13 protein-coding genes are annotated in these 13,452 nt (G+C 69.6%); 9 read left to right on the top strand and 4 right to left on the bottom strand.

Features of this window, described 5'->3' with window-relative positions; all coding sequences use genetic code 11:
* Positions 1-15 precede the first annotated feature (15 nt).
* Positions 16-453, bottom strand: a complete 438-nt coding sequence (dtd, locus tag IEY79_RS28810; protein ID WP_189110556.1) for a D-aminoacyl-tRNA deacylase — start codon at positions 451-453, stop codon at positions 16-18.
* Positions 454-577: 124 nt separating this feature from the next.
* Between dtd and IEY79_RS28805 the strand changes: the two genes are divergently transcribed.
* From IEY79_RS28805 to IEY79_RS28795, 3 genes are all read left to right on the top strand, one after another.
* Complete coding sequence (locus IEY79_RS28805) at positions 578-1,183, top strand: RsiG family protein (protein WP_189110555.1); 606 nt, start codon at positions 578-580, stop codon at positions 1,181-1,183.
* 43 nt (positions 1,184-1,226) lie between these two features.
* Positions 1,227-2,231, top strand: coding sequence for an asparaginase (locus tag IEY79_RS28800; RefSeq protein ID WP_373292642.1), 1,005 nt, complete (start codon positions 1,227-1,229; stop codon positions 2,229-2,231).
* A 93-nt stretch (positions 2,232-2,324) separates the two neighbouring features.
* The gene (locus IEY79_RS28795) at positions 2,325-3,572 is read left to right on the top strand and encodes a GNAT family N-acetyltransferase (RefSeq protein ID WP_189110554.1); all 1,248 of its coding nucleotides are present in this window, start codon (positions 2,325-2,327) and stop codon (positions 3,570-3,572) included.
* 42 nt (positions 3,573-3,614) lie between these two features.
* On the opposite strand, the gene IEY79_RS28790 is transcribed toward IEY79_RS28795, so the two are convergent.
* Positions 3,615-3,785: a hypothetical protein gene (locus IEY79_RS28790; protein WP_189110553.1), complete on the bottom strand. Its 171-nt coding sequence runs from the start codon at positions 3,783-3,785 to the stop codon at positions 3,615-3,617.
* A gap of 245 nt (positions 3,786-4,030) precedes the next feature.
* On the opposite strand from IEY79_RS28790, the gene IEY79_RS28785 reads away from it, so the two are divergent.
* The 4 genes from IEY79_RS28785 (at position 4,031) to IEY79_RS28770 (ending at position 9,199) form a co-directional block, all read left to right on the top strand.
* Positions 4,031-4,921, top strand: a complete 891-nt coding sequence (locus IEY79_RS28785) for a GntR family transcriptional regulator (protein WP_229701203.1) — start codon at positions 4,031-4,033, stop codon at positions 4,919-4,921.
* A gap of 156 nt (positions 4,922-5,077) precedes the next feature.
* Positions 5,078-5,782 (top strand): HAD family hydrolase, encoded by a 705-nt coding sequence (locus IEY79_RS28780; RefSeq protein ID WP_229701202.1) that lies wholly within the window; start codon positions 5,078-5,080, stop codon positions 5,780-5,782.
* A 171-nt stretch (positions 5,783-5,953) separates the two neighbouring features.
* Positions 5,954-6,856 (top strand): GntR family transcriptional regulator, encoded by a 903-nt coding sequence (locus tag IEY79_RS28775; RefSeq protein WP_189110552.1) that lies wholly within the window; start codon positions 5,954-5,956, stop codon positions 6,854-6,856.
* Between the two features lie 201 nt (positions 6,857-7,057).
* Positions 7,058-9,199 carry an aminoglycoside phosphotransferase family protein gene (locus IEY79_RS28770; RefSeq protein ID WP_189110551.1) on the top strand — a complete coding sequence of 714 codons (2,142 nt, stop codon included), beginning with the start codon at positions 7,058-7,060 and terminating at the stop codon, positions 9,197-9,199.
* A 3-nt stretch (positions 9,200-9,202) separates the two neighbouring features.
* On the opposite strand, the gene IEY79_RS28765 is transcribed toward IEY79_RS28770, so the two are convergent.
* Together IEY79_RS28765 and IEY79_RS28760 are read right to left on the bottom strand one after the other, a co-directional pair.
* The gene (locus IEY79_RS28765) at positions 9,203-9,991 is read right to left on the bottom strand and encodes an ABC transporter permease (protein WP_189110550.1); all 789 of its coding nucleotides are present in this window, start codon (positions 9,989-9,991) and stop codon (positions 9,203-9,205) included.
* A complete protein-coding gene (locus IEY79_RS28760; RefSeq protein ID WP_189110549.1) occupies positions 9,984-10,979 on the bottom strand; it encodes an ATP-binding cassette domain-containing protein in 996 nt (331 codons plus the stop codon). The genes IEY79_RS28765 and IEY79_RS28760 overlap by 8 nt, the downstream gene beginning before the upstream one ends.
* Positions 10,980-11,090: 111 nt before the next feature.
* On the opposite strand from IEY79_RS28760, the gene IEY79_RS28755 reads away from it, so the two are divergent.
* Together IEY79_RS28755 and IEY79_RS28750 are read left to right on the top strand one after the other, a co-directional pair.
* Positions 11,091-11,909: a TetR/AcrR family transcriptional regulator gene (locus tag IEY79_RS28755; RefSeq protein WP_189110548.1), complete on the top strand. Its 819-nt coding sequence runs from the start codon at positions 11,091-11,093 to the stop codon at positions 11,907-11,909.
* 16 nt (positions 11,910-11,925) lie between these two features.
* Positions 11,926-13,443, top strand: a complete 1,518-nt coding sequence (locus tag IEY79_RS28750; RefSeq protein ID WP_189110547.1) for a carboxylesterase/lipase family protein — start codon at positions 11,926-11,928, stop codon at positions 13,441-13,443.
* Positions 13,444-13,452 lie beyond the last annotated feature (9 nt).

Below are 13,452 nucleotides of genomic sequence, written 5' to 3'. Positions count from 1 at the left end.
GCGCATCCCCCCGCGTCACATCTCCAACTGCACCGTGAACGGGCCGTGGTTCGTGAGCGAGACACGCATGTCCGCTCCGAACCGGCCCGTCTCCACGGTCGCCCCCAGCTCGCGCAGCCGCGCCACGACCTCGTCGACCAGCGGTTCGGCCAGCGCTCCCGGCGCCGCCGCGTTCCAGGTGGGACGGCGGCCCTTGCGGGCGTCCCCGTAGAGAGTGAACTGAGAAATCACCAGGAGGGGTGCGTTCACCTCCGAACAGGACTTCTCGCCCGCGAGGATCCGCAGCGTCCAGAGTTTGCGGGCCAGTTGGGCCGCTTTCTCCTTCGTGTCCTCGTGGGTGACCCCCACCAGCACACACAGCCCCTCGCCGGCGATCTCGCCGACCGTCTCGGTCCCGGACTCCGTCACCACGGCGACGCTCGCGCCGTCGACTCTCTGCACCACTGCTCGCATACGGACCAACCTATCCAGCGCCCGACGTGCGCCCATCCAGGGCCGAACGGGTGCAGATCGCCTGCAGGTGCACGTGCAGGAGTGGCACGATGCACGCAGGCGGAGCGAGGGGAAGTAGGCGCGCATGAGTACATCCGGTGCCGGGCAGTCGCCCGGTCCTGTACCGATCACCGGCAGTACGACGTCCGGCAGGGGCGCCGGTGCCGGTGCCGGTGCCGGTGCGGCGACGGTCCGGCCGCCGGCACAGCGGGCACCGGGCGGTGAGAACACCCTGCGGCTGCCGGAGTTGAGGGCGCTGCGCCGGGACGCGACGCGCGACGAGGCCGACCTCAGCTATCTGCGCAGACTCCTTCAGGGCCGTATCGACATCCTGCGCGCCGAACTGGCTCGGCGGGCCGCGCCCGAGACTCCGGTCGTCGACCGGCTCTCCGAGATCCTGGCGGACACTCCGTCCCTCCACCGGTCGTCGGCACGGCATGTGACTCTTTCCACACCGCGGAACGAGGAGTTCCGGCTGCTGGCCGCCGAAGCGCTCGCCGAGGTGGAGCTCTCCGACCTCGCGGCCCGTACGGACGAGGAGTTGCACGCCGCGATGGGCCGGCTCATCAGGCATGAGCAGCAGGTTTCGCGGCGGCGGCATCTTCTCCAACGGACGGCGGACGAGTGCAGCGCGGAGATCGCGCGCAGGTACCGTGAAGGCGAAGCACAAGTAGACGACCTGCTCACGTAATGCCATGACTGCCTTCCGGAGCGGTCCCCCGCCCGGAAGGCCGATGATGACGACTCGCAGGACCACGACCGACGGCACCGGCTCCGTGCCCCCCTCCCTTCCCGATTCCGTGACCCCGGTCCTGGCGGAGGTCGTGCGGTCCGGGTTCGTTGAGGGCAGGCACCGGGGCTCGCTGGTGCTGCTCGCGGCGGACGGCAGTGTCGAGTTCGCGCTCGGTGACGTGGACGTGCCGGTCTTCCCGCGCTCCAGCAACAAGCCCCTCCAGGCGGCCGCCGTGCTGCGCGCCGGGGTCGAACTGTCCGATGAGCGGCTGGCGTTGGCGGCGGCGAGCCATTCCGGCGAGTCCTTCCACCTCGATCTCGTACAGAAGATGCTCTCCGAGTCGGGGCTGACGGCGGACGATCTGCTGAACCCGGCCGATCTGCCGCTTGACCGGGTGGAGGCCGAGCGGTATCTGGCGGCGGGGCGGGTCAGGGACCGGGTCACCATGAACTGCTCGGGCAAGCACGCGGCGATGCTGGCGGCCTGCGTGCACAACGACTGGCAGCTCGGTACGTATCTGGAGCCGTCCCATCCGTTGCAGCGGCTGGTCGCCGAGGTCGTCGAGGAGGCGTCGGGGGAGCGGATCTCGGCGGTCGGTACGGACGGCTGCGGCGCCCCGCTGATGGCCATCGGCCTCACCGGACTCGCCCGCGCCTTCCGCCACTTCGTCCTCGCGGAGCCCGGCACGGCCGAGCGCCGGGTCGCGGACGCGATGCGCGCGCATCCGGAGTACGTGGCCGGTACGCGCAGGGCCGACACCTGGCTGATGCGTGAGGTGCCGGGCACGCTGTCGAAGATGGGCGCGGAGGCCGTGCAGGCGGTGGCGCTGGCGGACGGCCGCGCGCTGGCGTTCAAGGTGGACGACGGCGGCCTGCGCGCGCTGGGCCCGGTACTGGCGCGGGCGCTGGGGCTGCTGGGGGTCGAGGGACCGGTGGTGACCCGGATCGGACGGGCGCCGCTGATGGGGGGCGACGCGGAGGTGGGCGAGGTCCGGGCGGTGTTCTGAGCGCCCGCCCCACCGGCTCGTCGCCACCGGTTCGTCGGTGGCCCGCGGAAATCCGCACGACTTTTGTACCTTCCTGTGTTTAGCGTACGGAGCATGGCCATCGACGTCCGAGTGATCAGCGAATCCGAATTCCCCGACTGGCTCCGTGCCGTGAACACCGGTTTCCTCAGGGCGCCGACAGTGAGCGAGAAGGACCTCGAAGACCGCCGGACGTATCTGGACCCGAGCCGTATGCGGGGCGCGTTCGACGACGGCCGCTGCGTGGCGACGTACCGCACCTTCCCGCAGGAACTGACCGCCGTCGGCGGCGCCAGGCTGCCGGCCAACGCGGTCACCGGCGTCACGGTCTCCGCCACGCACCGCCGCCGGGGGCTGCTCAGCCGGATGATCAACGAAGATCTGGCCGAGGCCAAGGAGCGCGGCGACGTCGTGTCCACGCTGATCGCGGCGGAGTACCCCATCTACGGGCGGTACGGCTTCGGCCCGGCCGCCTGGATCACCGAGTGGTCGGTCGACGTACCGCGCACCGGCCTGGACCCGCGCCGGAGCGGACAGCCCGACGACGGCGGGCGGGTCGACCTGGTCGACGGCGCGGAGGTACGGAAGCTGGGCCCCGAACTGCACGACCGGCTGTGCTCGGTCCGCCATGGCCTGATCAGCCGCAACGAGCGCTGGTGGCAGGTCCTCACCGGCACGGCGACCTCGCACGGCGGGCCGTGGGTCGAGCCGTTCCACGCGGTGTACCGGGACGCGTCGGGCGAGGTCCAGGGCCTGCTGACCTACCGGGCGGACGAGGTGTGGGGCGACGCCAAGCAGCCGCTGAACACGGCGACGGTGGTCGACGCGATCGCCGTGACCCCGGCGGCGGAGCGCGCGCTGTGGCGGTACGTCTGCTCGATCGACTGGATCAGCACGGTCCGCACCGGCTACCGCGCCCCCGACGATCTGCTGCCCTTCTTCCTCCCCGACCCCCGCGCGGCCAGGATCGTCACGCAGGCGGACTTCCTGTGGGTGCGGATCCTGGACACCGTACGAGCGCTGGAGTCCCGTACGTACGCGGCCTCCGGGACCCTGGTCCTGGACATCCACGACCGCTCGTCCCTGGCCTCGGGCCGCTACCGCCTGGACGCCACCCCCTCGGGCACCACCTGCGCCCCGACCACCGAGTCACCCGATCTGACGCTGGACGTGAGGGAGTTGGGCGCGCTCTATCTGGGCGACGAGTCGGCGGTCCGACTGTCGGCGCTGGGCACGGTGACGGAGGAGAAGCCGGGCGCGGCGTCCCGGACGGACGCGCTGTTCCGCACCTCCCGCCGGCCGTGGTGCCCGGACATCTTCTGATACGGCTTCCGACGGGCCGGCCCGGTGGGGGCCGGCCCGCGGTCAGCCCATGCCCGGCTGCATGAAGAGCAGGGCCAGGACGACGGCGCCGATTCCGGCGCAGGTGGAGCTCCTGAACCTGATACCGCCGGTGAGCATGAGGAACGCTCCCGCCCCCAGGACGCCGTATTTCAGCTGGACGGCTTGTTCTAGTACAAGGGTGAACACTGGCATGACGGCCCCTCCAGGCAGAGTGGAGAACTCAGAGCTGTGCGGATGCGTGGCACGTGGCGTGAGGGACGCGACTGGAAGCGCGTGACGCGGGCCCGTACGACAGTGGACGGGCGACGAGTGGAGCGAGTAGTTCCGCCAAGTTCTTTAACTTGGTTGCCAACTAAGAAAGTTGTTCCCAGTTATCGGGAAAAGTAACCAACTCCGTGTGCCTGACGGGAGATGGCCATAAGTTGTAACGTTCTTGTGTGAACTCTGAACGCAGTGCGGTGAACGGCACGGACAAGCCGACGTCGGAAGAGGTGGCGAAGGTTCTCCGTGACCGGATGGACTCCGGTGAACTCGCCATCGGCGACGCCATGCCGACGCAGGCTGCCCTGGTCGAGGAGTTCGACGTGCAGCGCACCGTCGTGCGGCAGGCCTTGAAGCTGCTCCAGCAGGAGAGACGGCTCACCGAGCCCACCCGAGGAGCGCCGGCCCGCGTCGCCGACCCCTCCTCCGGCACGGAGGCGGCGGACGGCACTCCCCGGGAGACGATGGTCGCGCTGGGCCCCCGGATCGACGCGGCCTTCGACGCCGTGGACGTCCGGATAGACGCCCTCTGCCTCACGGCGGAGTCGCTGAGCGCGGCCTTCGGCGAACAGCGCAGGCGCATCCACGCCCGGGACTCCACGCCAGCCACGGTCCGGGTGCGCGTGCTGATGCCCAACCGGGACATCGATCTGGCCTTTCCCCGGATGATCAGCAACCCCGAGGAGGCGGACCCGGTCCACCACCGCTGGCTCCAGATGCGCAACGCGCACGGCACGGTCCTCAGCGACCATCTGCGGGGACTGGGCGCGGCGCACGGCATCGACGTGGACGTGGAGTTCAAGGCGCTGCCCTTCACGCCTCCGGTGAAGCTGTATCTCCTCAACGGCACGGAGGCGCTGTTCGCGTACTACCGGGTCACGGAGCGCGAGGAGCAGATCAACCGCAAGCCGGTCGCGATGTACGACGCGCTGGGGGGCGAATCGCCCCTCTTCTCGTTCGGGGCGGGTGCCGGGCAGGCCAACCGGGACCACGCGTTCGTTGTGCAGTCGCAGGCTTGGTTCGACGCGCTCTGGACGACGATCGCCACCGACCTCAACCTGGTCTGACGCTGCGAGATCAAGGGAGAGGGGGGACTTACTGAATGGTGACGAGGTAGCGTTCCTCTGCGGTTTCCCCGACGGCTGAGCCGATCGAAGGTCCTCCCGGCTCGTAACGGATCGCCGAGGTGCAGTTGTGGACCCACTGTCGACGGACGGAACGATGTGGCTGACCTGCGCGAACTCTTCGATTCGACGACATGTGTGCTGTTCGACTTCGATGGTCCCGTCTGCCGGTTGTTCGCCGGATACCCCGCGGACGGGGTGGCCGCCGACCTGGTGAGCTGGCTCCGCCGGCAGGGCCGGGAGGGCCTCCTGACCGGGGACGAGGCTCGCTCCGGCGACCCGCACGCGGTACTGCGGGCGGTCGCTCTCGCCGCTCCGGACAGCGGGTTCCTCGCGGAGCTGGAGGCCGAGCTCACCGAGCACGAGCTGCGTGCCACGGATACGGCGGAGCCCACCCAGTACGCGGACGAGCTGATCCTGGCCCTCCGGTCGGCCGGGCGGGGGCTGGCCATCACGACCAACAACTCGGCCCCCGTCGTGGCGCGTTACCTGACCGCTCGCGGGCTCATCGACTGCTTCGGCCACCACATCCACGGCCGTACGCGCGACCTGCACCGACTCAAGCCCGACCCGGACTGCCTGCTGCGGGCCCTGGACTCCACCGGTGTCGCCGCTGGGCGAGCGCTGATGATCGGGGACACCCCCGCGGACTGCGTGGCGGCCCGAAAAGCCGGCGTTCCCTTCGTCGGCTACGCGCGTAACCAGCGCAAGCGGAACCTGCTCCTGGGCGCGGGTGCGACCACCGTCGTCCCGTCGATGAAATCGGTGTTGATGGTGGTCGGGTCCGACCTGGAGGCGCAGTGACATGACCGATCCCTCCTTCATCCGAACTTGCCGACCAGTCAACTGGTGAGTCGTCAGTCAAGTTGTCTTGGTGTTCCCCTCTTTGACTGATCGGTTAACTGCTTGGGGCTCTCCACTGTGATTTGGCTGAAACCGTGAGTGCCAGCCGGTCTGGAGTTGTACGGTCAAGTCATGGAAGGTGACCGATCCGAAAGCGGCGAGGGCTGGGAGTTCCAGCGCATCGCCGACGTGCTGCGGGCGGAGATCGGGGATGGGATATATCCCGTAGGCGGTTATCTGCCGCCCCAGATGCAACTTGCCGAGCAGTTCGACGTCTCGCGTGACACCATCCAGCGAGCGCTTCGAGTTCTGATCGCGGACGGCGTGATCGAGTCGAAGCAGGGCATCGGGTCGAAGGTGCTCCGCCAGCAGGCCGAGGACCGGCAGCAGGTGCATACAAGTTCCGCACTGCGGACGTCCGCCGGCCGTCCGGCCCTCGGGCCCTTCATCGCGGCTGCGTTCGAGGCGAAGGACGTCACGCTGGACGTGGCCACGCTCACCTCCGAATCGCTGGACACCCACATCCGGCTACAGGCGGAACGGGTGCGGGGAGGGCTGATCCACCCGGAGAGCATTTCGGTCCGCATGCTCCTGCCTACTCAGGGCGTCACGCTCGCCTACCCTCGGCTGAAGGACAAGAACAACACGGAGGACGCGAGACCCCTCGACCGGCTGCGCCGGATCACCGAACGGCACACGGACTCCCTGCGAGCTGCGCTGGAGGATCTCCGCACGGAGAAGCTGGTCAATCAGGTAGACGTCGAGGTCAGGACGGTGCCCTTCACGCCCACTTTCAAGCTCTACCTGCTCAACAAAACCCAGGCACTGCACGGCCTGTACCTGCTGGTGGAACGGGCGATGCGGCTCGACGACGGGGAGGAGGTCAACGCGCTCGACGTACTGGGACTGGGTGCGACGCTCTTCCATTACGCCAAAGACCAAGACTTGGAATCCCAGGGATCGCTCTTCGTCGACTCCGCGCAAACCTGGTTCAACAAGCACTGGGCCATGCTTGGCGAGGAGTCGCCGGTTTAGACCGCGACGTCCATCCGGCCCAATCGGAAGCCACGTCGGGGTGTTCCGGCCAAGTGGCTGATGTGGTCTGTGGGTTGATGGTTAGGATGAATTCCCCACCGTCTGTCGGTCATTCACCAAGCGCCGCCTCCGTGGGCAGTTCCCGTGAGGTGCAGAGTTCAGGTGTCCGAAAACGAGCGGTCGGGTCCGTACGGTAACTTTGTGCGGTACGCCCTGGCTGAGGGCGTCCGGCAGCGAGGTCATCACAACGACAACTTTCTGGTCGCGCCGACGGCCGAACTCGCAGCACCGCTCGGTCTGGAGCCCGGGGCCCAGGTCATGCTCCGAAGGAGGCACCCGGGTGTGCTGCCCGTGGTGCTGCGGACCTGGCTGGACGAGTCGGAGATCCTCCGCTCCATCAAGGGCCGGTTGAAATACGTCCCCGAATGCCTTGTCAGGATGGACGAGTTCGCCGTACACAGCTACGTGGAGGGTGTTCCGCTCTCCACGATCTGCTCCGACGACAGGCCGGTCGACTCGCGGCTGCTCCGCGCGTTGGCGGGTGTGCTGGCCGAGATGACCGCCGTACGACGCGCGCATCTTCCCGGGCTGCCCGCCTCTTGGCCGCGGGACGGCGCGACCCGTTCCTTTCTGCGGACCCTCGCGGTGCTGACGGACCGACAGGTCCGGCAGCCCAACCGGGCAGAGTTCGGCGGGCTCTTCGCGGCCCTCGGTGTGCCCGAGGAGGTCATGGGCGATTTCGCAGGGAGGGTACCGACGATGCAGCCCAGGCCATTCAGCCTGTTGCACACGGACCTGCACCGCGACAACGTGATCCTCTCTTACTTCAAACCCAAGGCGCCGTTGATCTGCGTCGACTGGGAGTTGGCCTCCTACGGGGATCCGCTGCACGATCTCGCCACCCATCTCGTACGGATGCGCTATCCGGCGGAACAGTGGGACGACGTCAAGGAAGCGTGGGCGCTGGCGATGCGGGACACCCGCCCGCAGGCTGCGAACGGCCTGGAGACGGACCTTCAGCATTACCTGGATTTCGAGCGGGCCCAGTCCGTCTATCCCGACGTGATGCGAGCGGCCCAGTCGCTCGGTCGTGCCCCCGAGCCCGTCGGCCTTGAACGGGCCACCGAAGCCGTACGAGCGGCTCTCGAACTGGCGCGTGGCCCACTGCGGCTCAGTGCTATCCCGCAGCCCGCCGAGATCGGCAAAGCCCTCTACCGCTGGTACGCGGCACAGCCGGGCCGGGCGGCCCAGGTGCTCCATCCCGTGGGAGTGGTGCCCTGGGTGGCTGACGAGGAAGTCCTTCGGTGGAGCGGGTATCCCATGGAAGCCGTCTCACAGGTGCTGTCCGCTGAGGGAGCGGCCGGGGCCGAGCACGTTTTCAAAGGCACCGGGCACCTCAGCACCGTCGTCAAGGCTGGCCGGGGCGGCGAGACCGTGGTGGTAAGGCGCAGGCTCGACGACAGCAACCGCAGGGAGCGCCGCTTCCTGGACGAGCATCTCGTGCTCCACGCACTCGAACCCGTAAGGGCCAGGGTGCGCGCTCCGGAAGTTCTGGCGCGTGGCATCAGCGGCTTTGACGACCAGTTCGTCATCCACTCCTACGTCGGGCCGGCCGACGGCACACCGCCCGAGCATCCCGTCGACGGGCTCGGTCTGCGCGAGGCGGACGATCTGGTTGACCAGCTGTGCGCGCTGACGGACGTCCCGACCCACGGGCTCGGTCCCGACGTGGTACACGGCGACTTCTACCAGTGGCTCAGCGGCCGGCTCATCGAGATGGTCGCCGACCTGCCGAAGGAGTCACTCCGTCTCGCAGGTGCGCTCGGGCTGCCCAACGCGAACCGGCTCCATGAGCTGCTCGTGGGACGGCGGTACGTATCCCCCCGCACTTCCGCGCTGCTGCACGGGGACCTCAATCCCTGGAATCTCATCAGGAACGAGACACACGACGGCCTGACGATTATCGACTGGGAAATGGCGATGGTCGGCGACCCCTTGTACGACCTCGTCCGGCATCTCCATCTGACGCCGCACGGGGCGCAGACTCGGGAGCGGATGCTTGGCCGGTGGAGTAAGCGACTCGATCCAGAGTTCACCAGGGGCTGGGAGGAGGACTGGCGTTTCTACCGCTGGATGGAGATCGTTCGCTCCGCCTACATCGATCTGGACCGGCTGCTCACCGGTGAGAGCCTCGACACGCCCAACGTCCGCAGGGCGGTTGACTCGTACTCCCTGACGCTCTCCAGCGCCACCGCGTCGCTGGGATTGCGGGCCAGACTCCTCGCCAATCCGTATCTCGCGCGGGCGCTGCCGGGCGGCGATCTGATCGGAGCCGACGGCTGACTGTCACGCCGTACGGTTCCTGAACAGCCGCCCCGACAGCCCCACCGCCACCAGCAGAATCCCCCCGCACCAGGCCAGTGCCACCCACGGGTCCGTGCCCACCGGCTGGTTCAGGAGGAGGCCGCGGAGGGATTCGATCACCGGGGTGACCGGCTGGTTGTAGGCGAAGCCGTGGATCCAGGACGGCATCGTGGCGATCGGGGCGAACGTGCTGCTCGGGTACGTCAGGAACATCATGAAGAACGAGAACGCCCCCGCCGCCTCCGGCGATCCGGTGAGCAGGCCGACCGCCGCCGCCAGCCAGGAGATCGCGATGATGAAGGCGAGCAGCAGGCCCGCCGCCGCCAGGGCCCCCGGAAGGGTCGGGGTGGGGCGGAAGCCGATCAGGAGCGCGACGCCGAGGACCAGGACCGTCGAGACCACGTTGCGGACCGCGCTCGAAGCGACATGGCCGGCGAGGATCGCCGCGCCCGCGACGTCCAGCGAGCGCAGCCGGTCGATGATGCCGCCCTTCATGTCCTCGTTGACGCTCACGGCCGTGCCGGACGAGCCGAAACCGGCACAGAGCAGCAGCACGCCGGGGACGACGTAGGCGACGTACGGCTCGCCCGTACCGGTGCTGATCGCGCCGCCGAACAGATAGACGAAGATCAGCATCAGCATGATCGGCAGCATGAGCGAGGTGAAGACGGCGTCGACGTTACGGCTGCTGAGCCGGAGCGAACGGGCCGTCATGACAAGGGAGTTGTTCAGTGCCCGGCCGCCCGGGGACATCGTCGCCGCGTCAGACATGGGTCGGCTCCTTGGTGGTTTTCGCCCGGCCGGTCAGGGCCATGAACACATCGTCGAGCGACGCGCTGTGCACGGTGAAGCTCACGACGTCCCGGCGTTCCGGGTCGATCTCGTCCAGCAGCGCCCGTACCCGCGTCGCCGTGCCGTCCGTCGGCAGACCGAGCGTGAGCGTGTCGGCCGAGCGCTGGACGGCGAGCGGCGCGAGGCGTTCGTACGCCGCCGCGTCGGCCACCACCACGTCCAGCCGGTGCCCGGAGACGCGGCTCTTCAGCTCGGCCGCGGTGCCCTCGGCGACCAGCCGGCCGCCGTCGAGCACGGCGATACGGTCCGCCAACTGGTCGGCCTCCTCCAGATACTGGGTGGTGAGGAAGACCGTGGAGCCGCCCGCCGAGAGATCGCGCACCACCCGCCACAACTCCTGCCGGCTGCGCGGGTCGAGCCCGGTCGTCGGCTCGTCGAGGAAGATGACCTCCGGCTCGCCGACCAGCCCCGCGGCCAGGTCCAGCCGCCGCCGCATCCCGCCCGAGTACGTGCCGGTGAGCCGCCGCCCCGCGGCCGTCAGATCGAACCGCTCCAGCAGCTCGGCGGCGCGGCGGCGGGCCGCCGGGCGTGAGAGACCGCCGAGCCGCGCCATCATGCGCAGGTTCTCCTCGCCGGTCTGCTTCTCGTCGACGGAGGCGAACTGGCCGGTCAGACTGACCGCCCGGCGCACCTGGCGCCGCTGGGTGCGTACGTCGTAACCCGCCACCCTGGCCGTGCCGCCGTCGGCGTCGGCGAGCGTGGCGAGGATCCGTACGGCGGTCGTCTTGCCCGCGCCGTTGGGGCCGAGCAGGGAGAAGACCGTGCCGCGCTCGACGGTGAGATCGATGCCGTCGAGCACCTTCACCCGCCGGTCTCCCCGCCCGTAGGACTTCTCCAGGCCGATGGCGCTGATCGCTCGCGTGCGGCGTTCCGGGTCGGCGACTTCCAGGGGTCTCTCGGGGCTCATGGCCACCGCTCCTCCGTTATGCGTATGGCTTACGCTTGATGTGTAAGGGTTACGCATTACCTAGGATGGCGTCAAGCGCGGACAGTCGTGGGCGGAGTCGGAGGCGGAGACGTGACGGACGAGAACGGCGACGGTGACGCCGGCGGCGCGTCGGACACCGGGCTGCCGGCCAGCATCGAAGCCGCCTGGGGCCTGCGCGAACGCCCGACCAAGGGCCGTAAGCCCGGCCTGACCCTCCAGCGGATCGTCGACACGGCCGTCACCGTCGCCACGACCGAGGGGCTGCCCGCCGTCTCGATGGGCCGGATCGCCAAGAAACTCGGCGTCTCGCCGATGTCGCTCTACCGGTACGTGGCGGCCAAGGACGAGCTGTACGTGCTGATGCAGGAGGCGATCATCGGCGACCCGCCCGCGCCCCCCGCTCCCGGCACCGACTGGCGTACGGCGATGGCGCGATGGGCGTGGGGGATGCGCCGGATCTTCTACGAGAACCTCTGGGCGCTCCGTATCCCGGTCTCCAGCCCGCCCGCCACACCCCGGATGGTGGCCTGGTGGGAGTCGGGGCTGGTGGCGCTGGAGGGGACGCGGCTCGACTGGGGCGAGAAGCTGTCCGTGATCCTGATGGTCAACGGCTACGTACGGCACGAGGCGACGCTCATGGCGGACCTGGCGGCAGCCGTGACGGCGAGCGGCAGACCCGCGGACGCGGTGCTCGCCGGATACGGGCGCACGATCCAGCGGCTGGCCGACCCCGCGCGCTACCCGTCCGTCGCCGAGATGCTGGCGTCCGGGGTGATGGAGATCCCGGACGAACCGGAGGGCCCGGACTACGAGTTCACCTTCGGACTCGAACGCATCCTGGACGGCATCGACGTGCTGGTACGGGAACGCGGCGGGGACAGCGGCGTCGGGGGAGCGGACAGAACCTAGGACCTACAGTGCGGGCGTGGATCTCTTTCCGACGGTGAACGGGCAGGTACGGGGACGGCGGACCGCCTCCGATGTCGTCGCGGTGCTCGGTATCCCGTACGCCGCACCGCCGTTCGGGGCCGACCGCTTCAAGGCCCCCCGGCCCGCGCCCGCCTGGCAGGGCGTACGGGAGTGCGTCGCCTTCGGGCCGGTCGCGCCGCAGTCGGCGGAGCTTCCGGGCGCGCCCGCGTGGTCGCCCGGCGACGAGGACGTACTGAGCCTCAACGTCTGGACGGACGGGAACGCGGCGGGGCGGCGGCCCGTGCTCGTCTGGATCCACGGCGGCGCGTACACCTTCGGCTCGTCGGCCCAGCCCGACTTCGACGGTACGGCGCTGGTCCGCGCCGGGCTGGTCGTCGTCACCCTCAACTACCGGCTCGGCTTCGAGGGGTTCGGCCATGTCCCGGACCCCGGCTGCCCCGACAACCGTGGTCTGCTCGACCAGATCGCCGCGCTGGAGTGGGTGCGCGACAACATCGCTGCCTTCGGCGGCGACCCGGCCGGCGTCACCGTCGCCGGGCAGTCGGCGGGGGCGGCGTCCGCCGCGTGCCTCACGGTGATGGAGCGGGCGCGCGGACTGTTCCACCGCGCCGTCGTCCACAGCGTGGTCGGTCCGGTCTTCTCCTCTCGACTCGCCGCCGACACCACGCGTCTGGTGGCGGACGCCGCCGGAGTCCCGGCCACGGCCGAGGGGTTGACGGCGGCGTCCCCGTACGACCTGGTCCACGCCTCCGACCAGGTCGTCGCCCGCCTGCGCGAGGACCCGGCGGCGGGAGCGCGCCACTACGACCCGGTGCTGTACGGCCCGGTCGCCGACGGTGATGTGCTGCCCGCCGATCCGCTCGCCGTCGACGCGGCCGACCGCGCCGACGTCGACCTCCTCGTCTGCCACACGACGGAGGAGTACTGGCTGATGGACGCGGTCGGCAGCAGCAAGAAGTTCACGACGGACGATCAACTCTCCGCGTTCGCGGGGGACTTCGGGCTGCCCGACGATCTCGTACCGGCCTATCGGGCGCTGATGCCCGACGCGCCGGTGCTCGACGTGTACCTCGCGATCCACGGCGACATGTCCTTCGCCGAGTACAGCAGCCGCCTCGCCGAGCGGCACGCCCGCGCGGGCCGCCGGACGTATCTCTCCCGCTTCGCCAGGCGGCGCGTCACGGAGAGCGGTGTCGTACACCCCTGGCACAACGCCGACGTCCCCTTCGTCTTCGGCAACCTCGGCGTCCCCGCACTCGCCTTCCTCATCGGCGGCCCGCCGTCGGCCGAGGACCACGAACTGTCGCGTCGCATGATCCGGGCGTGGGCGGACTTCGCGGCGACGGGGGACCCGGGCTGGCAGCCGCTGGACGCGGCCGGCGAGGCGGAGACCGTACGGATCTGGGCGACGGGCGTCACCGGCGGCGGAGCCTCGCCGGACGGCGACGGCGATAGGCACGACGCCTTCCGCGCCGCCTGGCGTGCCGTGGACTACGCGGTCGTGCACCCCTGACCACCACCC

This window comes from Streptomyces camponoticapitis (genome assembly GCF_014646115.1).
Taxonomy (GTDB): domain Bacteria; phylum Actinomycetota; class Actinomycetes; order Streptomycetales; family Streptomycetaceae; genus Streptomyces; species Streptomyces camponoticapitis.
Note: the sequence above shows the minus strand (reverse complement) of the source record. Positions and strands in the feature narration are given on the sequence as shown.

Excerpts from the sequence above, each read along its gene's own strand:
- IEY79_RS28765 (WP_189110550.1), bottom strand. The coding sequence starts at position 9,991 with ATGTCTGACGCGGCGACGATGTCCCCGGGCGGCCGGGCACTGAACAAC.
- dtd (WP_189110556.1), bottom strand. The coding sequence starts at position 453 with ATGCGAGCAGTGGTGCAGAGAGTCGACGGCGCGAGCGTCGCCGTGGTG.
- IEY79_RS28795 (WP_189110554.1), top strand. The coding sequence starts at position 2,325 with ATGGCCATCGACGTCCGAGTGATCAGCGAATCCGAATTCCCCGACTGG.
- IEY79_RS28775 (WP_189110552.1), top strand. The coding sequence starts at position 5,954 with ATGGAAGGTGACCGATCCGAAAGCGGCGAGGGCTGGGAGTTCCAGCGC.
- IEY79_RS28760 (WP_189110549.1), bottom strand. The coding sequence starts at position 10,979 with ATGAGCCCCGAGAGACCCCTGGAAGTCGCCGACCCGGAACGCCGCACG.
- IEY79_RS28790 (WP_189110553.1), bottom strand. The coding sequence starts at position 3,785 with ATGCCAGTGTTCACCCTTGTACTAGAACAAGCCGTCCAGCTGAAATAC.
- IEY79_RS28800 (WP_373292642.1), top strand. The coding sequence starts at position 1,227 with ATGATGACGACTCGCAGGACCACGACCGACGGCACCGGCTCCGTGCCC.
- IEY79_RS28805 (WP_189110555.1), top strand. The coding sequence starts at position 578 with ATGAGTACATCCGGTGCCGGGCAGTCGCCCGGTCCTGTACCGATCACC.